Here is an 18,922-nt window from a genome sequence, read left to right on the forward strand (position 1 = left end):
CGCTGTCCACCCGTGGATCGGGCGATGGGCTGACTCGCGGGGCCCCCTGCCGGACGAGAGTCGACAGCAGTCATCAGCGCTGCTCCGGCCCTCAGGAGGCCCGCCATGTCCGTCCGCTTCGTCCTCGCCGCCACCCTGCTCCCCGTCGCCGTAGGGTCGTTGGCCCTGCTGGGTGCGGGTTCGGCCGCCGCGGCGACCCCGGCACAGCTGCTCCCGCCCGGCGCGTGGACGGTGTCGATCGGCGTCCAGGGGTCACCGGTGACCACGCAGGAGTTCGGCGATCTCCGCGGGGTGGAACTCCTCGCCACCCGGAGTATGACCGGGGGCATCGAGCTGGAGGACGTCCGCACCGGCGACCCAATGCATCTAAGGATCGGCGATCGGACCGGCCAGGCCTTGTCCGTCACCATCACCGAGCTCCAGCCCCACGGCGTCCACACCGTGGTCGACCGCAGCAACCTGACCCCCGATTCGACGCTCGTGTTCGCCCCCGACGGGCTCTGACGCCGTCCACCGGTTCCCGGTGCGGCACCGCCCTTCTCGGACCCGCCTTGCCCCGTACCTGGAGGAACCCCGTGACGCTCTACCGCGCCACCGTCATCGACACCCCGGCCAACCCATTCACCTCTGACGCCGGCACCGCCCTGCGGGTCGAGCAGGACGGCGGTGTGCTCGTCCACGACGGGCGAATCGCCGAGCGCGGCACCTTCGTGAGCCTGCAGGCCGCGCATCCCGACGAGGACGTGGTCGACCTGTCCGGCGGGATGCTGCTGCCCGGGTTTGTCGACACCCATGTCCACTTCCCGCAGACCCGGGTGATCGGTGGCCTCGGGATGCCGCTGCTGGAGTGGCTGGACAAGTGCGCACTTCCGGAGGAGGCCCGCTTCGCCGAGCCCGAGTACGCCGCCGCGGTGGCCCGCGAGTTCCTCGGCCAGCTGGTGCGGGGCGGGACCACGTCTGCGTTGGTGTTCGGGGCGCACTTCGAGTCGGCCATGGACGAGTTGTTCACCGCCGCCGGGAATGTCGGGTTGAACCTGACCGCCGGGCTCGTCGTCTCCGACCGGATCCTGCGGGAGGAACTGCTGTACACGCCCGCGCAGGCGCAGGCCGCGTCACAGCGGTTGATCGACCGCTGGCACGGCCAGGGCCGGATGAGATACGCGGTGACGCCGCGGTTCTCGCTGTCCGCCGGCGACGACATGCTCAAGGTGTGCGGCCAGCTGCTGGCCGACAACCCGGGTGTCTGGTTCACCTCGCACATCAACGAGAACCGGGCCGAGATTGCCACTGTGGCCGAGCTGTTCGGCACCACCGACTATCTCGAGTCGTACGCCCGGCACGGGTTGGTGACCGATCGCAGCGTCTTCGCCCACAACGTGCACCCGAGCGACGCCGAGCTGACCGCGATGGCCGCGGCCGGGTCGTGGACGGCGCACTGCCCGACCAGCAACGCCTCGCTGGGCAGCGGGCTGTTCCCGCTCGGCCGGCACGTCGAGCACGGTGTCGGGGTGTCACTGGGGTCCGACGTCGGCGGCGGGACGGGGTTGTTCCTGCTGAAGGAGGGCCTGCAGGCCTACTTCATGCAGCAGCTCCTCGGCACCGACGGCCGCCCCGGCGGCACCGGCTACGAGCTGACCCCGACCCACCTGCTCTACCTGGCCACCGCCGCCGGTGCGGCTGCTCTTGGCCTGTTCGACCGGGTCGGCGACCTGTCGGTCGGCAAGGACTTCGACGCCGTCTGGCTGCGCCCGGACGAGGGCACGTCCCTGGCCGTCAACCTGGCCAACAGTGCGGACGCGGCCGACGCCCTGGCCCGGGTGTTCGCGCTGGCCACCGCGAATGACGTCGCCGGGGTGTGGCTGGCCGGTCGGCAGCTCTCCTGATGATGAGCCGAGCGGCCTGACGCTGATCATCTCAGCGGACGCGGCCCAACGCCGCTGACGCTGATCATCTGAGCGAGATGGCAGGGTCCGGAGGGCGTGTCGCAGGAAGATGATCAGCGTCGACCGGTTTTGTCAGCGTCAGCGCGGAACAGCAGCGTCAGCCGGCGAGCAGCTTTTCGAAATCGATGACGTGGTCGAAATCGTCAGCTGCGCTGGCATCGTCGGCCGACTGCGCGTGAGAACGGGCCGGACGACCGGCGAGCAGAACGGCCAGCTCCGCACCGGCCCGGTCGATCCGTCCGGCCAGGCCGGCGGTGTCGCCGCCGGCCGCGCCGAAGTCGGTCGACGCGGCGTAGACGGCGGTCGGCACGACCAGGGCCCGCAGGTAGGCCAGCAGTGGCCGCACCGCGTGGTCCAGCGCCAGCGAGTGCCGCTCGGACCCACCGGTCGCGCCGATCAGCACCGGCATCCCGGTCAGCGACTCGGGATCGAGGACGTCGAAGAACGCCTTGAACAGCGAGCTGTAGGACGCGGTGAAAATGGGCGTCACCGCGATGACGGCGTCCGCGCCGGTCACCGTGGCGATCGCCGCCTTCAGGGCCGGCGGCGGGAACCCGGTCAGCAGGTTGTCCATCAGCTCGTGGGCCAGCGGCCGGAGCTCGACCACGTCCACCGCGACGGACACTCCCGCGGCGGTGGCCGACAGGTGCCGGACGGTGGCCGCGGCCAGCTCATCGGCCAGCACCCGGCTGGACGACGGCGAGCTCAGCCCGGCGGAGATCACCGCGAGACGGTAGGTCGTGCTCATGCCGACACCTTCTCCCGAGAATCGTTGCGGACAACGGCATCCCGGGCGGCGACCTGGGACGCGTGGTTCGGCGCGGCCGGGACGCCGGGGGCACGGCGGGCGGCGAACTCCTGCCGCAGCACCGGGACGACCTCCTCGCCGAGCAGGTCGAGCTGCTCCAGCACGGTCTTCAGCGGCAGCCCGGCGTGGTCCATCAGGAACAGCTGACGCTGGTAGTCGCCGACGTACTCGCGGAAGCCCAGCGTCCGGTCGATGACCTGCTGCGGGCTGCCGACGGTCAGCGGCGTCATCTCGGAGAAGTCCTCGAGCGACGGGCCGTGCCCGTAGACCGGGGCGTTGTCAAAGTAGGGCCGGAACTGCCGGATCGCGTCCTGCGAGTTCTTGTGCATGAACACCTGCCCGCCGAGGCCGACGATGGCCTGGTCGGCGGAGCCGTGGCCGTAGTGCTCGAACCGCCGCCGGTAGAGCGCGATCATCCGCTTGGTGTGCTCGGCCGGCCAGAAGATGTGGTTGGCGAAGAAGCCGTCGCCGTAATAGGCGGCCTGCTCGGCGATCTCGGGGGTGCGGATCGAACCGTGCCAGACGAAAGGCGGCACGTCGTCCAGCGGACGCGGGGTCGAGGTGAAGCCCTGCAGCGGGGTGCGGAACTTGCCCTGCCAGTCGACGACGTCCTCGCGCCACAACCGGTGCAGCAGCGCGTAGTTCTCGACGGCCAGCGGGATTCCCTGCCGGATGTCCTGCCCGAACCACGGGTAGACCGGGCCGGTGTTGCCGCGGCCCAGCATGAGGTCGACCCGTCCGTCGGCCAGGTGCTGCAGCATCGCGAAGTCCTCGGCGATCTTCACCGGGTCGTTCGTGGTGATCAGCGTGGTCGAGGTCGACAGGATGAGGCGCTCGGTCTGTGCGGCGATGTAGCCCAGCATTGTGGTGGGGGAGGACGGCACGAACGGCCGGTTGTGGTGCTCGCCGGTGGCGAAGACGTCCAGGCCGACCTCTTCGGCCTTGCGGGCGATGGCCACCATGTTCTTGATGCGCTCGTGCTCGGTCGGCTCGCGGCCGGTCGTCGGATCGACGGTCACGTCGCCGACGGTGAAGATGCCGAACTGCATGCCGCTCTCAGGGGTGCTCTGGTTCGTCGATGTCATGTCCGTCTCCAACCCTCCGCGGTCAGGCTGCCCGGCCGCACCATCAGGCAAGTACTTGACCGTTCAAACACTTTTACGGCGAGTCTATTCCCTCAGGGTCGGCAGACCGCGGCCAGTCGCGTATTGCGACGGCTCAGTCGGGCACTGCCCAGGTGTGCACGGGTTCGTTCGAGTGCATCCCGGCCGAGTAGAGCCGCAGCATCTCGGTCAGGGCCTCGTCGCGGGAACGGCCTTGACGCTGCAGGGCGGCGACCGTCTCGGTCTGCCACCAGGCGCCGTTGCGTCCGGACTTCGCCCGGTCGCGGATGATGCCGAGGTAGCGGGCGCGGGCCGTGTCGGACACCGACCACTGCCGCAGACCCTCGTCGGCCAGCGGCAGCAGATGCCGCAGGACCAGCTCGTCCCACGGCACCTCACCGAAACCCGGCCAGTAGAAGACGGCGTCGGTGCCGTACCGGGCGGCCTGCCGGAAGTTGCTGGCCGCCGCGTCGAACGACATCTTCGTCCACACCGGGCGCTCGTCGGCGGCGAGCATCGTCAGGGCGCCGTAGTAGAACGCGGCGTTGGCCAGGACGTCGGCGACCGTCGGGCCCGCCGGCAGGACCCGGTTCTCCACCCGCAGATGCGGGCGGCCCTGCACGACTTCGTAGACCGGCCGGTTCCAGCGGTAGACGGTGCCGTTGTGCAGCCGCAGTTCCTGCAGGTTCGGCGCGTTGCCCGCGGCGAGCACGGCCTCCGGGTCCTCGTCGGTGGTCTCCGGCAGCAGCGCCGGGAAGTAGCGGACGTTCTCCTCGAACAGGTCGAAGATCGAGGTGATCCACCGCTCGCCGAAGAACACCGGCGGGCGGACCCCCTGGTTCCGCAGCTCCGGGGAACGGGTGTCGGTGGCCTGCAGGAACAGTTCGGTGCGCGTCTCGGCCCACAGCCGGTGCCCGAACAGGAACGGCGAGTTGGCCCCGAGCGCCAGCTGCGGGCCGGCCAGCGCCTGGGCGGCGTTCCAGCAGGCCGCGAAATCACCGGGGGCGACCTGCAGGTGGAGCTGCACCGACGTGCACGCCGACTCCGGGGCGATGGTGTCGGCGAACATCTGCAGGTGTTCGGCTCCCGGGCCCGGCCCGGCGATGTCGAGCTCGAGGTCCTCCCGCCGGGCGGCGAACACCGCCTCGTCCAGGGCCTGGTAGCGCGGGTTGGCGCTCATCCACTCGGTCTCGAAATGCCCCGGCCGCAGCGTCGGCAGGATGCCGATCATGATGATCTCCGAGCCCGTGCTGTTGGCCCGTGACTCGGCGTGGTCCAGCGACGCCCGCAGCCGGTCCTCCAGGTCCAGCAGCGAGTCGCCGGCCAGCGGCCGCGGCGGCACGTTGAACTCGATGTTGTAGCGGCCCAGCTCGGTCTGGAAGTCCGGATCGGCGATGGCCTCGAGAACCTCGGCGTTGGCCATCGCCGGATGCCAGGTGTCGTCGACCAGGTTGAGTTCGATCTCCAGGCCGGTCAGCGGCGCGACCCCGTCCGGCGCATCGAAGGTGTGGCCGATCAGCATCCGCTCGAAGACGTCCAGACACCGCCGCACCTTGGCGCGGTAGGCCTGTCGCTGCTCGCGGGTGTAGACCGCGGGCTGGATGTCGTCACCCATGGGACCGCCTCGGATCAAGGGCCTGCGCGGACCGCAGTCGGGGACAGCCAACCACACCGGTGCGCGGCACTGACCGGTGGTCTCGCGGCGAAGTGAGTGGTCTGCCGACGTCAGGGGCGGGGGGCCGCGAGCACCCGCTCGGCGGCGCGGCGCGCCTGCGCGACGGCCGACAGATCACCGCCGGCCGTGAGGACGACCAGCGTCCCCTCGTAGAGCAGGTGCAGATGCCCACCCACCTCGCCGTCCCCGGCCAGCGTGTCGAACAGGGCCCGCATCCACGCTTTCTCCGCCCGGATGACGGCGATGGCCGGGTGGTCGCCGTCGCCCAGCTCGGCGAAGGTGTTGACGAAGGCGCAGCCCCGGCGCTCCTGCCCCATCCAGTCCTCCAGGATGTCGAACACGCAGAGGACCTGCTGGGCGCGGGCCGCGGCCGGGTCGTCGGCGAGGTCGAGGGCGTTGAGCTGGGCCAACAGATGCGCCCGCCAGCGGTGCGCGCGGCGCAGGAGGTAGAGGGCGACCAGGGCGTCCTTGGAGCCGAAGCGGTCGTACAGGGTCTTCTTCGTCGTCCCGGCGACCTCGGCGATGAGATCGACGCCGACGGCGCGGACTCCCCGGCGGTGGAACAGGTCGCTGGCGGCGTCGAGCAGCCGCACCCCGGCGTCGGTGAGCGGGGGAAGGGGCTGCAGCACCGGCCGCAGGGCCTGGGGGGTGTGATCGTCCAGCGACGTCAGGGCGTGAGTGGGGGCGGTCACGGTCGCTCCTTTCAGTAGGGACACTGCGAGTATACCGACCGGTATGGTTACCTGGCCCGCATGTCGCGTCCCACGGTTCTCGCCGTCGCCCTCGTTCTCGTGTGGAGCTCCGGCTTCCTGGCCGCCGACCTCGGTGCCGGCGGCGCCGCCGGCCAGACCCTGCTGACATGGCGCTGTCTGGTCCTCGCGCTGCTGTTGGCCCCCTTCCTGCCGCGGCCCTCCTCCCGCCTGGGCGCACGGGTGTGGGTGGAACAGGCGGTACTGGCCCTGCTGTGCCAGTGCCTCTACCTCACGGGGATCTACTGGGCCGCGGCCGCCGGCGTGCCGGCGGGCACGTCCGCGCTGATCGCTTCGATGCAACCGGCCGTCGTCCTGCTCGCCACCGCCGTCCTGTATCGCCGGGCGTGGACCCGGGGGCATGTCTGGGGGGTGCTGGCCGGAACGGCCGGGGTCGCCGTGACCGCCGCCGGTGACCTCGGTGCCGGGGCGACCGCGCAGGCACTTGCCCTGCCGTTCCTGGCCATGGGCGCCCTCGCGGCGGGGACCGTTCTGCACGAGTCGTGGCGCGCGCGGCCGGCGCCGGTCCTCCCGTTGCGGCAGAGCCTGGCCCTGCAGAGCGTGTTCACCGCCGGGTTCACGGCGGCGATGTCGGTCGCCGGCGGTGATCTGCTCCCCCCGCCGGTGCCCGCGTTCTGGGTGGCGGTGGCCCTGGCGGTCGCCGCCGGTCTGGGCAGTTACGCCGCCTACTACCGGGCGATCGACGTGCTGGGGGCCGACCGCACCAACGCCCTGCTGTATCTGACCCCCGCGGTGACCGCCGTGGGGGCCACCCTGATCGGCGGCGAGGCGCTCCGGGTCAGCACCGCGCTCGGCCTGGCCCTGGGTGGTCTCGGGGCTGGTCTGCTCCTCCGGCAGGGCAGCTTCCGGTCCCGCCCCGCCTCGGTGGGCGGCGCGTGCGCCGACGATGTCGGACGGTGACCCGTCGACGGCCCGGACGGGGCGGGGGACGTGGCCATCGCTGCCCGGTGCCGTCACCACCGGCCGAACCCGTCCGGGCCGAACCCCACGGTCCGGCCGCGGGGGTCCGGATCGGGCCGACTACAGTCCAGCGCCGAAGGCCGTCGCGCCGTGGACCACGGGTGGCGGCGCTCCATCGAGCACGTGGGAGGCGAGAACCGGAATGGGTGCCGCCGAGCGCACACGTGCCGCCGACGCGGAGCGGAGGGTCGTCGTGCCCGCGGTCGACGAGGTCGGCGACCCCGGCGAGGGGCGCGGGCCCCGGTGGCTCGACCGGACGCTCGAGTCCCGGCTGCCCGATCTGGTGCGTATTCGTCGCGACGTGCACTCCCATCCCGAACTCGGACGCCAGGAGTCGGCGACGAGTGCGCTGCTGTTGCGGGTGCTGCGGGACCATGACATCCCCGCTCGGCTGCTGCCCGGCGGGACCGGCTTGATCGCCGAGATCGGCCAGGGGGAACGGGTGGTCGGCCTGCGGGCCGACATCGACGCGTTGCCCCTGCGGGAGCGGACGGGTCTGCCGTTCTCGTCGACCCTGCCGGACGTCGCCCACGCCTGCGGGCACGACGTGCATCTGACGGTGCTGCTCGGCGCGGCACTGGCGTTGCGGCGGGCCGGGACACTGCCCGGCCGGGTGCGCTTTTTATTCCAGCCGGCGGAGGAGGTGTTTCCCGGCGGCTCGCACGACGTCATCGCCGCGGGCGGCCTGGAGGGGGTCTCGCGCATCTTCGCCCTGCACTGCGACCCGCGTCTGCAGGTCGGCCTGGTGGGGTTGAAGGACGGGGCCATCACCTCGACCTCGGACCAGATCGAGCTGCTCGTCACCGGTCCGGGCGGTCACACCTCGCGGCCGCATCTGACCACCGATCTGCTGTACGCCCTGGGCACCGTCATCACCGGCCTGCCCGGCCTGCTCAGCCGTCGGCTGGACCCCCGCGCGGCGGCCGTCCTGGTCTGGGGAGCCGTGCACGCCGGGGAGGCTGCCAATGCCATTCCGCAGGAGGGCGTGCTCCGCGGCACCCTGCGGATGATGGACCGCCGCTCGTGGGACCGGGCCGAGACGCTGGTCCGCGAGCTCGTCGCGGACGTGCTCGCCCCGACGACGGCCCAGTACGAGCTCCGCTACAAGCGGGGCGTCCCGCCCGTCGAGAACGACCCGGCCAGTACCGATCTGATGCGCACCGCCGCCCAGCGGGCTCTCGGGCCGGACGCGATCCGGCTGGCCGAGCAGTCGACGGGGGCGGAGGACTTCGCCGTCTTCCTGGAGCACGTCCCCGGGTCGTTCGCCCGCCTGGGCGTCTGGGACGGGATCAGCCCCCGCGTGGACCTGCATTCCTCGACGTTCGTGGCCGACGAGCGGGCCATCGCCGCCGGGGTGCGGCTGATGACCCACACCGCTCTGGCTGCGTTGTCCGCCCCCCATCCCGTGGACCGGTCGACCGAGTCCACCTGACCCGGCACGACAACCCGTTCGGGGCCGGACGGATGACTCTTCCGGGCGCCCACCCTTCTCGCCGTTCGGCTACGCTTGGTCACCGAGTAATCGCTGAGCGTGCTGGCTCGAGGTGCGCCGCGCCGGGGCCGGCGGACGGCGATTCCGGTGGGGGAGAAGACGATGAAGATGTCCGCTGGCGGAGCCGGGAACACCGCTGCGCCCGTCGCGCAGACGAGCGGGTCGACGCCCGCCGGCGGCGGCCGATCGATGGCGCTGCTCATCGAGGACGACCTCGATCAGCGCGTCCTGTTGACCAGGCTGCTGGAACGGTCCGGATACACCGTTCACGCCGCCGCGTCGGCGGCCGAGGCGATGGCCGTCCCGGCGTCCGGCCCGGACGACGGTCATGTGGCCGGGCCCGCGGGCCCGGCGCGCGTCATCGTCCTGGACCTGCGGCTGCCCGACCTCAGCGGCCGCGACCTGCTGGACCAGCTGCGGGACCGACATCCCGGTTGCCCGGTCGTCGTCTGCTCCGTGCTGGACGTCGAGGACTACCCGGCGGCCGACGGCGTGCTGCCCAAACCGGTCACCTCGGCCGCCCTGCGTCAGGTGCTGGCCGACCTGCGCGCCGCCGGGGCGACGCCATGACCGGCGATCCCCATGCCGCGGCTCGTACCCCGGTGGTCGTGATCGCCGACGACGACACCGACATCCGAGCGCTGGTCGAACTGGCGGCGCGCCGGGCCGGCGCCACCGTGGCGGCCAGCGTCGGCGACGGTCTCACGGCTACCGCGGCCATCCGGGAACACGCCCCTGACCTGGCCATCCTCGACGTGTCGATGCCCGGCCGGACCGGCCTCGAGGTGTGCCGGGACGTCCGGTCCGATCCTGCCCTGGGCAATCTGCGGGTCCTGATGCTGTCGGCCGCGGTCCAGCCCGAAGCGGTGGCTGCCGGCCTGGCCGCCGGCGCCGACGACTACGCGCTCAAGCCGTTCAGTCCCCGCACCCTGGCTGAGAAGGTCCGGGCCATGCTGGCGGTCGACAGCAGCGTCACCGCGCAGGCGCACTGATGGCCACGCCGACCACCCTGCCCAGCGCTCCTGACGGGGCGTCGGCGGCTCACCCGCGGGGGACCGGCGGGAGGGTCGGCCCGCTCGACGCCGACGTCACCGCCCCGACCGGCCTGCTGCCGGCCAGCAACTGGGTACGCCGCTTCGCCGTCGACCGGCATTCGGTCCTGGAACGTCAGGTCCCGATGGCCATCACCTACGTCATCTGCCAGCTGTGGCTGGCCGTGCCCGGGGTGACCGTGACCGACTGGAACGCGGTCGTCCTCGGCGGGGTCGTCATGGCCGCCGCCTCGTTCGCCGCCGTCGGGTTCCGCCGCCTCTCCCCGGACGACGGCGCGGTCCCGCGGTTGCTGCTGATGTCGATCCCGCTGCTCGACATCCTGGCCTGCGGATTCCTGCGGGCCGGCACCGGCGGACCGGTGTCGGTCTTCACCGCGCTGCTGATCCTGCCGGTGCTCTCGCTGGGGGTCGAGCCCGGCCGCCTCCCGCTGCTGCTCGGCGGGGTCGTGACGCTGGTGTCGATGTCGCTGCCCCTGGCCTACGAAGGATGGGCCAGCGCGAAGGACGGCCAGTGGGTGCGGCTGATCCTGACGCCGGTGATCCTGGGGTTGACCTGCCTGTCGGTCAACGAACTGACCCGGCGGCTGCGCTCGCGGGTCGCCGCGGTGCAGTCGCTGCGTCGTGAGCAGGAGGTCATGACCCGCGCCGCCCAGGACCGGGCGGTCGAGGCCGTCGCGGTCTCCCGCATGCTGCGCGACCAGCGGTCGCAACTGCGTGCGGTCATCGACTCGGTCACCGAACAGGGCATCGTGGCGACCGACATCCAGGGCCGGGTGGAGGTTTTCAACGCCGGCGCCGAACGGCTGCTCGGGCTCGCCGCCCACGACGCCATCGGCCGTCCGCTGCTCAGCCTGCGTCCGCCGGAGAAGGACCCCGCCGTCGAGAGGGCCGCCGCGACCCTGTTCGACGAGTTGCCGCGCGACGTGGCCGACGGCGGGTCGCGTCTGTTCGACTGGACCTTCGCCGCCGCCGATGACGGCGACCGCCGCCTGCAGGTGACGGTCACCGGTCGGTACGGGTCGTCGGACGAGATCGACGGCTATCTGTTCGTGGCCACGGACGTGACCGTCGAGCGTGAGCAGGCCCGGCTCAAGGACGAGTTCGTCAACCTCATCTCGCACGAGCTGCGGACTCCGCTCAGCTCCATCCTCGGCTACCTCGAGTTGTTGTCCGACGAGGACGAGGAGCCGCTGACCGCCGAGCAGCGGATGTACGTGGAGACCATCGAGCGCAACGCCAACCGGCTGCTGCGGCTCGTCGGCGACCTGCTGTTCACCGCGCAGGTCGAGGCGGGCCGGTTCCAGCTCCAGGAGAGCGAGGTCGACCTGCACGTGCTGGCCCAGGCCGCGATCGGTACGGCGGAGCCCATCGCCGCCGGTCGGGACGTCCGGCTGATCCTGTGCGAGACCACCGAACCCGCCGTGGTCTGGGGCGACCCGGTGCGGTTGGGCCAGGCGCTGGACAACCTGATCTCCAATGCCGTCAAGTTCACCCCGGGTGGCGGTCGGGTGGCGGTCACCCTGGGCGTGACCGACGAACTCGACGACGAGCTCGATGACGGGACGCAGGACGACGGGCCACAGTCCGGGCCCTACGCCTACGTCGTCGTCAGCGACACCGGCGTCGGCATCCCGGCGGACGAGGTCGACAAGTTGTTCGGCCGGTTCTTCCGGGCCAGCACGGCCACCCGTAACGCCGTCCCCGGTGTCGGGCTGGGGTTGTCCATCACCCGGGCCATCGCCATGGCCCACGACGGCCGGATCCGGGTGGCCAGCACGGTCGGCGAGGGCACCGCCTTCACCCTGGAGGTGCCCCTGCGCCGGGGCCCCGGCACCAGCGGGCGCGGCTGACCCGGGTGGCTCAGCCCGATTCGGTGCGGGCCGGTCGCGAGCGCAGGTCGGTGACGTACTCGGCCGGGGCGTCGGCGGCCTCGGCCGCGTCCGCGATGACCTGCAGGTAGCGGCTCGACGGCAGGCCACCCTCGAACGCCTGCAGGGCGTAGAGGTAGGCGAGCTTCTCGCCGTCCAATGTGTGCACCCGCAGCCGGATCTTGGAGTACAGGCCGAGGTCGGCGCCCTCCCAGGAATCCAGCGCCTTCTCGTCCGATTCAGCCATGTCGTAGAGCACGACGAACACCCCGGGGCCGTCCGCGGCGCCGTCCCGGTCCTCCACGACCGTGGCCAGCGCACCCTCCCAGCCCAGGTCCTCACCGCCGAAGGTGAGTCGCCACCCCGGCAGCCATCCCGTACCGGTGACGGGGGCCGACGGGCAGAGCCGGAGCATGCGGGCGGGATCCATGTTGGACCCGTACGCGGCGTACAAGGTCATGATCGGAGACTAGCCGCCCGCGGTGGCGAGAGCGCCAAGGGGCACGGGGGAGCGATGTCCCCCGCACCCGAGGGACCCGCTCTCGACGGCCGCCCCGGCGCCCGGCCGGGGGTCGCCCTGGCGCTGCCCACGGCGGGCGGGGGACCGCCCGTTACCGTTGACGTCGTTCGGGTACCGCACCGGTCGGTACCACCAGCCAGACATCCCGGGGGCAGCAGGCACATGACGACCATCGCGATCATGGGCGGGGGACCCGCCGGGTACGAGGCGGCTCTCGTCGCCGTCCAGTACGGCGCGGACGTCACCCTCATCGAGCTCGACGGGGTGGGCGGCGCCTGCGTCCTCACCGACTGCGTGCCGTCCAAGGCGTTCATCGCCTCGGCCGCCGGTCGGACGGCCGTGCTGGGGGCCCGGGACCTCGGCCTGACGGTGGACGCCGACCGGGTGTCGGTCGACGTGCCCACCGTCAACGGTCGGGTGAACGGTCTCGCCCTGGCCCAGTCGACCGACATCCGCTCCCAGCTCGAGACGCAGGGCATCACCGTCGTGCAGGGCCGGGCCGCGTTCGCCGACCGCACCACCGGGCTCGCCCGGCACGTCGTGCACGTGGAGCCGGTCGACGGCGACCCCTTCGACCTGGACTGCGATTTCGTCGTGGTGGCCACCGGTGCGTCGCCGCGGGTCCTGCCCACCGCGCGACCCGACGGGGATCGCATCCTCACCTGGCGGCAGGTCTACTCGCTGACCGAGCTGCCCGAGCACCTCATCGTCGTCGGGTCCGGGGTGACCGGAGCGGAGTTCGCCTCGGCGTTCACGGAGATGGGCGTGCGGGTCACCCTGGTGTCCAGCCGCGACCGGGTGCTACCCAGCGAGGACGCCGACGCGGCCGCCGTGATCGAGAAGGTCTTCAGCGAGCACGGCGGCGAGCTCGCGCGGCAGAGCCGGGCCAGCTCGGTCGAGCGGGACGGCGACGGCGTGGTGGTCACCCTCACCGACGGCCGCCAGATCCGCGGGAGCCACGCCCTGATGACCGTCGGCGCCGTCCCCAACACGGCGGACATCGGCCTGGACCGGGTCGGTGTCGACGTCAACGACCAGGGCTTCATCACCGTCGACCGGGTGTCCCGGACGTCGGCCGCGAACGTCTACGCGGCCGGGGACTGCACGGGCGTGCTGATGCTCGCGTCGGTCGCCGCCATGCAGGGCCGGATCGCGATGTGGCACGCGCTGGGGGAAGGCGTGCCGCCGCTGGCCCTGAACACCGTGTCCGCCAATGTGTTCACCCACCCGGAGATCGCGACGGTCGGCAACTCGCAGGCCGACGCCGAGGAGGATCCGAGCGGGCTGCAGGTGCTCAAGCTGCCCTTGGCCACCAACGCCCGGGCGAAGATGCACGGGCTCGAAGAGGGCTTCGTCAAGCTGGTCATCCGCCCCACCACCGGGCTGATCACCGGCGGGGTGGTCGTCGCCCCGGATGCCTCTGAACTCATCCTGCCGATCGCGATGGCCGTGCAGAACCGGCTCACCGTCAGGAATCTCGCCTACACCTTCTCGGTGTACCCGTCGTTGTCGGGGTCGTTGACCGAGCTGGCCCGGCGGTTGATGTTCGTCACCAGCGGGCAGTTGTAGGTCCCTGCGGTACCAGCTCGTGGGTCGGCCCCGACCAGCGGGTCCGCAGCCACCGGTCGTGGCTGGCCAGCACCACCGTTGCCGGTGCCGTGCCGACCGCCTGCTCCAGTTCGTCGGCCAGGGCCAGCGACAGATGGTTGGTCGGCTCGTCGAGCAGCACCAGTTCGGGGGAGCGGGCGACCAGGACGGCCAGCGCGAGCCGGCGCTGCTGGCCGACCGACAGGCGGCCGACGGGCTGGTCGAGATCGGTCGCGCGCAGCAGTCCGAGGTCCAGCAGCAGTGTCCCGGCCTCGTCGACGTCGGCGGCCCGGTCGACCAACGCGGCGGCGAAGACGCGCCGGGCGGGTTGATCCGGCTCGGGGAAGGCCACGTGCTGACCGAGCAGTCCGACCGACTGCGCGGTCACCCGCACCTGTCCGCTGGTGGGCCTCAGCTGGCCGGCCAGGACCCGCAGCAGGGTGGACTTGCCGGTGCCGTTCCCGCCGAGCACCAGCAGTCGCTGCCCGCCCGGCACCCGCAGGTGCGGTAGCCGGAGCCGGCCTTCGACCGCGAGATCCTCCACCAGGATTGCGGTCTCGTCCGGCGCGGGTCGGGGGGAGCCGAGGTGTCCGGTGAAGCGCAGCGGTGTCGGCGGCCGGGGGAGAGCGGTCCGCTCGGCGTCGGCCAGGCGCCGGGCGGCATCCCGAGCGCGCCGGGCCGCGGCCCGTTCGACGTTCGCCCCCTTGAAAGCATGGATGAACTTGTCGTTGTCCCGCGGGCCCCGGCCGTGGGCGACCCGGGTGGTGTCGACCTCGGCGTCGCGCCGGAGCCGTTCGATGGTCTCCTGCTGCTCGACGTACGTGCGGACCCACCGCCGATGGGTGGCCTCCCGGTCGGCCAGGTAGCGCCGGTATCCGCCGCCGAACCGGCGGCCGCCGGTCCCGTCGGTGCCCGGGCCCGGTGGGTCCAGGTCGAACAGGTCGGTGCAGACCCGGTCCAGCAGGACCCGGTCGTGGCTGGCGACCACCACGATGCCCGGCAGGCCGACGAGGAACTCCTCGAGCAGGTCGAGCGCGTCGTCGTCCAGGTGGTTGGTGGGTTCGTCCATCAACACGCAGTCGGGGCGGCCGGCGATCAGGGCGGCCAGGGCCAGCCGGGAGCGCTGCCCGCCGGACAGGTCCGTCACCGGCCGCTCGCGGTGCAGGGCCGCCAACCCCAGGCGGTCGGCGGCGACGGTCGCGCGGCGGTCCGCGTCCCAGGCCTCCCGGCGCTGGGCTGTCTCCAGTGTCTCGCCGTAGGCGCGGGCCAGGGACCGGTCCGCCGGCCGGGCGGCCATCGCCGCGCCCCGCTCCTCGACCAGGGCCACGAGGCGGTGCAGGGGCGCGAGGGCGGCGTCCAGGACGTCGCCGATGCTGACGTGCGGTCCGGGTTCGGCCCCGACGAACGACGGCTCCTGTGGGAGATACGCGAGATCCGTTGGCCGGCGCACCGTTCCGGTGTCCGGCTCGTCCACCCCGGCCAGGATGCGCAGCAACGTCGACTTGCCCGAGCCGTTCTCGCCGATCAGGCCGATCCGGCGACCGGGGGCGGCGAGAAGGTCGATGCCGTCGAGAACGACGCGGTCGCCGAAGCGGCGGGAGACGTCCCTGACCCGCAGGACGCCGGGCGTCCCCATCGATCCGAGGTCGGTTACGGGGCCGACGTCGGCGGACGTGGGCCGGCAGGAGGTGGAAGACATCGCAGATCCCCGAAGGTGGGAGGGGACCCGCCGGGCGTGCCGCCACGGGCGCGGGTCGGGGCGATGTCAGCGATCCATGATGCCGACGACGGTACCCACGGCGGTCGGCGTTCGTCCACCGCTTTTCCGTCAGCCGGCCGGTGGGCCTCCGTGGAACACGGCTTCCACGTTGTGACCGTCGGGATCACGCAGGAAGACGCCGTAGTAGCCCGGGTGGTACTCGGGCCACTCCCGGGGCGCGTGCAGCACGCTCACCCCGGCGGTGACGGCAGCCTCGTGCACCGCATCGACCGCGGCCCGGTCGGGGGCGACGAAAGCGATGTGCAGCTCACGGGTCTCGTCACCCTCGGCCGGGCTGAGCCAGAAGTCGGGCTGGCCGTCCGGCCCGCCCAGTCCGACGACGAACGACGACCCGACCGGGTAGCGCAGGTACTCGCGCAGACCCAGCGGCCCGAACACCGACAGGTAGAAGTCCTCGGCCGCGGCGACGTCGGCGACCTGGATCCCGAGATGGTCCATCATCGGGCGACCGTAGCGCCGGGCACCGACAACGGCCGGGTCGGTGGGTGGCCGGATCAGCCGACGGGTGGCGCGGTCGGGTCGGGACTGAGCGGACCGGGCAGCGGCTGGCCGGGCTCGGGCACCGGCGACGGCGCCAACGGCTCGGGTTCGAGCGGAACCGGAGGCCGGCCGGGGGACGGCGAGCCGGGGACCGGCACATCGGGGACCGGGCCACTCGGGTCGAGCGGCGGCGTGCCGGGGCCGTTGGGATGCGGAGCCTGGGGAACGGTCATGGGTGGTCAGTGCCCGATGACCGGCCCGGTCACGCCGGCGCGGGCGATCAGCGGTTCCAGCCCTTGCCCCACACCTGGGACGTGACGATCCCGATGGCCGGCACGATGAGGAACCACAACCACGACCCGGTCGCGATGAACAGCACCAGTGCGATGATGCCGGACAGGCCGGTGGCCACCGCGGCGATCCGCTGAGCCGGGCTGCGGTCGTCCTGCCGGGCCACCGCGGTCGACCCGGCAGGCGGCGCCGGAGCCGCGTACGCGGGCGGGGCCACGGCCGGCAGGGCGGCGCCACCCGGCAGATCCGGGTGCGGGGCGGGCAGGTCCCGGAACAGGGCCTGCAGGTCGGCGACCGTGCGGGCCTGGGTCACCTGAGCACTACGGGTGCCGTACTCGTCGAGGTCGATGCGGCCGCTGGCCATGTGCTCGCCCAGCGCGTCCAGGGCCGCCGTGCGTTCGGCGTCACCGACACGGATCTGACGGGGATCGAGGTCGGAGGAGTCCGCGGTGCTCACCCCGTCGACTGTAGAGAGTGTCGGCCGACGTCGGGGGGATACGCGCTCCGCGCACCCCGATCGACGGTTCAGTCGTCAGGTCGGCGGCGGATCAGCCTCCCGGCGACGTCCACAAATCGGTGACCCGCACCCCGATCTCCCGCAGCAGGCCGCGCAGGGTGGGTAGCGAGACCCCGATGACGTTTGACGGGTCGCCGGTGATGCCGTCGACGAACCAGCCGCCGTATCCGTCGATGGTCAGGGCGCCCGCCACGGCCAGCGGTTCGCCGGTGGCCAGATAGGCCTCGACCTCGTCGGGATCCGGCCGGCCGAGATGGACCTGCGACACCGCCGTCGTCCCCGTCTCGCCGACTACGGCGCCGCCCTGCCAGAGGATCACCCAGTGGCCGGTCACCAGATCGCCGGTGCGTCCGGCCATCGCCGCCCAGCGTCGGCGGGCCTCGTCCGGGTCGGCCGGTTTGCCCTGCAGCGCCCCGTCCAGCAGCAGCATGGAATCGCAACCCAGGACGACCAGGTCGGCTCCCGGCGCCGCCCCTCCCGGCGGCGTCCACCCGTCGACGACCGCGCGGGCCTTGGCCCGCGCCAGGGCGAGAACCCGGTCTGCCGGCGGCGTGTCGGCCAGTGCGTCGAGGATCGCGTCCTCGTCGACCCCGGACACCTGGACCACCGGTTCGATACCGGCGGCCCGCAGCACGGATCGCCGGGCGGGGGAGGCCGAGGCCAGTACGAACGTCGTCATGATCCGATCTTGCGTCAGCCGACGGGTGGGACCGGTCAACCGGTCGGCGGCAACCGCACCGCGCCGGCCTGCGCCGCGCCCCGGGACTCGACGATGGCGGCGGTGTCGGCGGCGCCGGCCGCCGCCGCGTCCGGGTCGACCGGTGCGCAGGTGGGGGTGCCGTCGGCGGGACACCAGCGGTTCGGCGGACCGTCGTCCACGTGGGTGGGCAGCCAGCCGACGCCGGCGGTGGTCCAGGCGCCGGAGGCGTCCCGGCTGAACCGGACCGTGACCAGCAGGCCGTCCTGGACGCCCGGCGCGGAGGTCCGCTGGGCGGCGATCGCGTTGCCCAGCCCGTACACCGCCCACTTGCCGCCGATCTTCTCGATGGGCTGCACGACGTGGGCGTGGTGGCCGTAGACCAGGTCCACGGCCGGGTCGGCCAGCAACGTGCGGGCGAGGTACTCCTGATCGCCGTTCGGTTCCCGGTCGTACTCGGTGCCCGCGTGCAGGGCGACCAGCACCACCTCCGCGCCGGCCGCGCGGGCCGCCCGCGCCCGGTCCAGGATGGCGTCGGCGTCCAGCAGGTCGACCCGCCAGGGCGCGTCGGGGTCATGCCCGTTCAGGTCGTACGTCGCCGCCACCAGGCCGACCCGCCCGCCGGGGGTGTCGAGGACGACCGGGGTGGCCTCCTCGGCCGCCGAGCGGGCCGACCCGGCGTGCCGGAGTCCGGCCGCGTCCAGCGCGTCCAGGGTGCGGTCGACGCCTCGCGGTCCCTGGTCGAGCGTGTGGTTGCTGGCGGTGGTGCACGCGTCGTAACCCACGGCCCGCAGGGCCGGCAGGACCTGCGGCGGGGCGGAGAACTCCGGCCACCCCAGGAACGGCCCGTCCGGGGACGCGAGCGGTGTCTCCAGGTGGCAGATCGCCAGGTCGGCCGGTTCGGTCCACGGCCGCTGGGCGGCGAGCATCGGGAGGAAGTCCAGCCCGTCCTGGGCCGTCGGCGCGCCCGGGGTGGCATCGAGCCGGGCCTGCTCGACCAATTCGGGGTGCAGCAGCACGTCGCCGGTGAGGGTGACCGTCACGCACCGCACGCCGGGACAGGCGGGATCCACGCGTGGCGGTGGTTCCGGCATCCCGGTCGGGGCCGCCGCTGCCGTCGATTCGATGGTCGCAGCGGACGTCGTCGGGTCGGGAACCGTCGTCGGTGCGGTCGGCCCGGTGGGCGCGGACGCCTCGGACGCGGAAAGCGGGGCCACGGTGGCCGTCGCCGCGGACGACGGCGAGGAGGTCGCCGTCGGACCGGAGCTCCCGGTGGGTGCCGATGCGGGGCCGGTGGCGCACGCCGAAAGGACCAGGCCGGCGGCCAGGCTGATCAACAGTGCGCGGTGACGTCGTCGCTCTCCGTCAAACACGGAGGA

Annotated in this window: 19 protein-coding genes; 9 read left to right on the forward strand and 10 right to left on the reverse strand. The window is 72.6% G+C overall.

What is annotated here, in order from left to right:
• The first annotated feature begins 105 nt into the window (after positions 1–105).
• On the forward strand, positions 106–504 hold the full coding sequence (locus FDO65_RS15280) for a hypothetical protein (protein ID WP_137450519.1): 399 nt from the start codon (positions 106–108) through the stop codon (positions 502–504).
• Positions 505–575: 71 nt separating this feature from the next.
• Entirely contained in the window at positions 576–1,883 is a 1,308-nt protein-coding gene (guaD, locus tag FDO65_RS15285; RefSeq protein ID WP_137450520.1) for a guanine deaminase, read from the forward strand.
• Positions 1,884–2,040: 157 nt separating this feature from the next.
• Here guaD and FDO65_RS15290 read toward each other — a convergent pair whose 3' ends face one another.
• The 4 genes from FDO65_RS15290 to FDO65_RS15305 form a co-directional block, all read right to left on the reverse strand.
• Complete coding sequence (locus tag FDO65_RS15290) at positions 2,041–2,691, reverse strand: CE1759 family FMN reductase (RefSeq protein ID WP_137450521.1); 651 nt, start codon at positions 2,689–2,691, stop codon at positions 2,041–2,043.
• Complete coding sequence (locus FDO65_RS15295) at positions 2,688–3,800, reverse strand: LLM class flavin-dependent oxidoreductase (RefSeq protein WP_137450696.1); 1,113 nt, start codon at positions 3,798–3,800, stop codon at positions 2,688–2,690. Before FDO65_RS15295 ends, FDO65_RS15290 begins: the two co-directional genes overlap by 4 nt.
• A gap of 169 nt (positions 3,801–3,969) precedes the next feature.
• Positions 3,970–5,469, reverse strand: coding sequence for a glutamate-cysteine ligase family protein (locus tag FDO65_RS15300; RefSeq protein ID WP_137450522.1), 1,500 nt, complete (start codon positions 5,467–5,469; stop codon positions 3,970–3,972).
• A gap of 110 nt (positions 5,470–5,579) precedes the next feature.
• On the reverse strand, positions 5,580–6,221 hold the full coding sequence (locus tag FDO65_RS15305; protein WP_166442207.1) for a TetR/AcrR family transcriptional regulator: 642 nt from the start codon (positions 6,219–6,221) through the stop codon (positions 5,580–5,582).
• A gap of 60 nt (positions 6,222–6,281) precedes the next feature.
• Between FDO65_RS15305 and FDO65_RS15310 the strand changes: the two genes are divergently transcribed.
• The 5 genes from FDO65_RS15310 to FDO65_RS15330 all read left to right on the forward strand — a co-directional run bounded on the left by FDO65_RS15310 (position 6,282) and on the right by FDO65_RS15330 (position 11,653).
• Entirely contained in the window at positions 6,282–7,199 is a 918-nt protein-coding gene (locus tag FDO65_RS15310) for a DMT family transporter (RefSeq protein ID WP_137450524.1), read from the forward strand.
• Between the two features lie 202 nt (positions 7,200–7,401).
• Positions 7,402–8,691 (forward strand): amidohydrolase, encoded by a 1,290-nt coding sequence (locus FDO65_RS15315; RefSeq protein WP_137450525.1) that lies wholly within the window; start codon positions 7,402–7,404, stop codon positions 8,689–8,691.
• 162 nt (positions 8,692–8,853) lie between these two features.
• Positions 8,854–9,321, forward strand: coding sequence for a response regulator (locus tag FDO65_RS15320; protein WP_205850059.1), 468 nt, complete (start codon positions 8,854–8,856; stop codon positions 9,319–9,321).
• Positions 9,318–9,743 carry a response regulator transcription factor gene (locus tag FDO65_RS15325; RefSeq protein WP_137450526.1) on the forward strand — a complete coding sequence of 142 codons (426 nt, stop codon included), beginning with the start codon at positions 9,318–9,320 and terminating at the stop codon, positions 9,741–9,743. Before FDO65_RS15320 ends, FDO65_RS15325 begins: the two co-directional genes overlap by 4 nt.
• Positions 9,743–11,653, forward strand: a complete 1,911-nt coding sequence (locus tag FDO65_RS15330; protein ID WP_137450527.1) for a sensor histidine kinase — start codon at positions 9,743–9,745, stop codon at positions 11,651–11,653. Before FDO65_RS15325 ends, FDO65_RS15330 begins: the two co-directional genes overlap by 1 nt.
• 10 nt (positions 11,654–11,663) lie before the next feature.
• Here the strand turns inward: FDO65_RS15330 and FDO65_RS15335 are convergent, their stop codons facing one another.
• Positions 11,664–12,131, reverse strand: coding sequence for a gamma-glutamylcyclotransferase family protein (locus FDO65_RS15335; protein ID WP_137450528.1), 468 nt, complete (start codon positions 12,129–12,131; stop codon positions 11,664–11,666).
• A 222-nt stretch (positions 12,132–12,353) separates the two neighbouring features.
• Here FDO65_RS15335 and FDO65_RS15340 point away from each other — a divergent pair, with 222 nt between their 5' ends.
• Complete coding sequence (locus tag FDO65_RS15340; RefSeq protein ID WP_137450529.1) at positions 12,354–13,760, forward strand: NAD(P)H-quinone dehydrogenase; 1,407 nt, start codon at positions 12,354–12,356, stop codon at positions 13,758–13,760.
• Here FDO65_RS15340 and FDO65_RS15345 read toward each other — a convergent pair.
• From FDO65_RS15345 to FDO65_RS15365, 5 genes are all read right to left on the reverse strand, one after another.
• Positions 13,741–15,477, reverse strand: coding sequence for an ATP-binding cassette domain-containing protein (locus FDO65_RS15345; protein WP_276606862.1), 1,737 nt, complete (start codon positions 15,475–15,477; stop codon positions 13,741–13,743). The two genes, FDO65_RS15340 and FDO65_RS15345, sit on opposite strands and share 20 nt — an antisense overlap.
• Before the next feature lie 129 nt (positions 15,478–15,606).
• Positions 15,607–15,999, reverse strand: a complete 393-nt coding sequence (locus FDO65_RS15350; protein WP_137450530.1) for a VOC family protein — start codon at positions 15,997–15,999, stop codon at positions 15,607–15,609.
• 319 nt (positions 16,000–16,318) lie between these two features.
• Complete coding sequence (locus FDO65_RS15355) at positions 16,319–16,786, reverse strand: DUF1707 SHOCT-like domain-containing protein (RefSeq protein WP_166442208.1); 468 nt, start codon at positions 16,784–16,786, stop codon at positions 16,319–16,321.
• A gap of 91 nt (positions 16,787–16,877) precedes the next feature.
• A complete protein-coding gene (locus tag FDO65_RS15360) occupies positions 16,878–17,525 on the reverse strand; it encodes a Maf family protein (RefSeq protein ID WP_137450532.1) in 648 nt (215 codons plus the stop codon).
• Between the two features lie 35 nt (positions 17,526–17,560).
• The gene (locus tag FDO65_RS15365) at positions 17,561–18,586 is read right to left on the reverse strand and encodes a CapA family protein (RefSeq protein ID WP_205850060.1); all 1,026 of its coding nucleotides are present in this window, start codon (positions 18,584–18,586) and stop codon (positions 17,561–17,563) included.
• Positions 18,587–18,668: 82 nt separating this feature from the next.
• Here FDO65_RS15365 and FDO65_RS22230 point away from each other — a divergent pair, with 82 nt between their 5' ends.
• Positions 18,669–18,893 carry a hypothetical protein gene (locus FDO65_RS22230; protein ID WP_166442154.1) on the forward strand — a complete coding sequence of 75 codons (225 nt, stop codon included), beginning with the start codon at positions 18,669–18,671 and terminating at the stop codon, positions 18,891–18,893.
• Positions 18,894–18,922 lie beyond the last annotated feature (29 nt).

Origin of the sequence: Nakamurella flava (assembly GCF_005298075.1) — a bacterium.
Taxonomy (GTDB): Bacteria; Actinomycetota; Actinomycetes; order Mycobacteriales; family Nakamurellaceae; genus Nakamurella; species Nakamurella flava.

Excerpts from the sequence above, each read along its gene's own strand:
- FDO65_RS15280 (WP_137450519.1), top strand. The coding sequence starts at position 106 with ATGTCCGTCCGCTTCGTCCTCGCCGCCACCCTGCTCCCCGTCGCCGTA.
- FDO65_RS15290 (WP_137450521.1), bottom strand. The coding sequence starts at position 2,691 with ATGAGCACGACCTACCGTCTCGCGGTGATCTCCGCCGGGCTGAGCTCG.
- FDO65_RS15295 (WP_137450696.1), bottom strand. The coding sequence starts at position 3,800 with ATGCAGTTCGGCATCTTCACCGTCGGCGACGTGACCGTCGATCCGACG.
- FDO65_RS15300 (WP_137450522.1), bottom strand. The coding sequence starts at position 5,469 with ATGGGTGACGACATCCAGCCCGCGGTCTACACCCGCGAGCAGCGACAG.
- FDO65_RS15310 (WP_137450524.1), top strand. The coding sequence starts at position 6,282 with ATGTCGCGTCCCACGGTTCTCGCCGTCGCCCTCGTTCTCGTGTGGAGC.
- FDO65_RS15315 (WP_137450525.1), top strand. The coding sequence starts at position 7,402 with ATGGGTGCCGCCGAGCGCACACGTGCCGCCGACGCGGAGCGGAGGGTC.
- FDO65_RS15320 (WP_205850059.1), top strand. The coding sequence starts at position 8,854 with ATGAAGATGTCCGCTGGCGGAGCCGGGAACACCGCTGCGCCCGTCGCG.
- FDO65_RS15325 (WP_137450526.1), top strand. The coding sequence starts at position 9,318 with ATGACCGGCGATCCCCATGCCGCGGCTCGTACCCCGGTGGTCGTGATC.
- FDO65_RS15330 (WP_137450527.1), top strand. The coding sequence starts at position 9,743 with ATGGCCACGCCGACCACCCTGCCCAGCGCTCCTGACGGGGCGTCGGCG.
- FDO65_RS15335 (WP_137450528.1), bottom strand. The coding sequence starts at position 12,131 with ATGACCTTGTACGCCGCGTACGGGTCCAACATGGATCCCGCCCGCATG.
- FDO65_RS15340 (WP_137450529.1), top strand. The coding sequence starts at position 12,354 with ATGACGACCATCGCGATCATGGGCGGGGGACCCGCCGGGTACGAGGCG.
- FDO65_RS15345 (WP_276606862.1), bottom strand. The coding sequence starts at position 15,477 with ATGTCTTCCACCTCCTGCCGGCCCACGTCCGCCGACGTCGGCCCCGTA.
- FDO65_RS15350 (WP_137450530.1), bottom strand. The coding sequence starts at position 15,999 with ATGATGGACCATCTCGGGATCCAGGTCGCCGACGTCGCCGCGGCCGAG.
- FDO65_RS15360 (WP_137450532.1), bottom strand. The coding sequence starts at position 17,525 with ATGACGACGTTCGTACTGGCCTCGGCCTCCCCCGCCCGGCGATCCGTG.
- FDO65_RS22230 (WP_166442154.1), top strand. The coding sequence starts at position 18,669 with ATGGTCGCAGCGGACGTCGTCGGGTCGGGAACCGTCGTCGGTGCGGTC.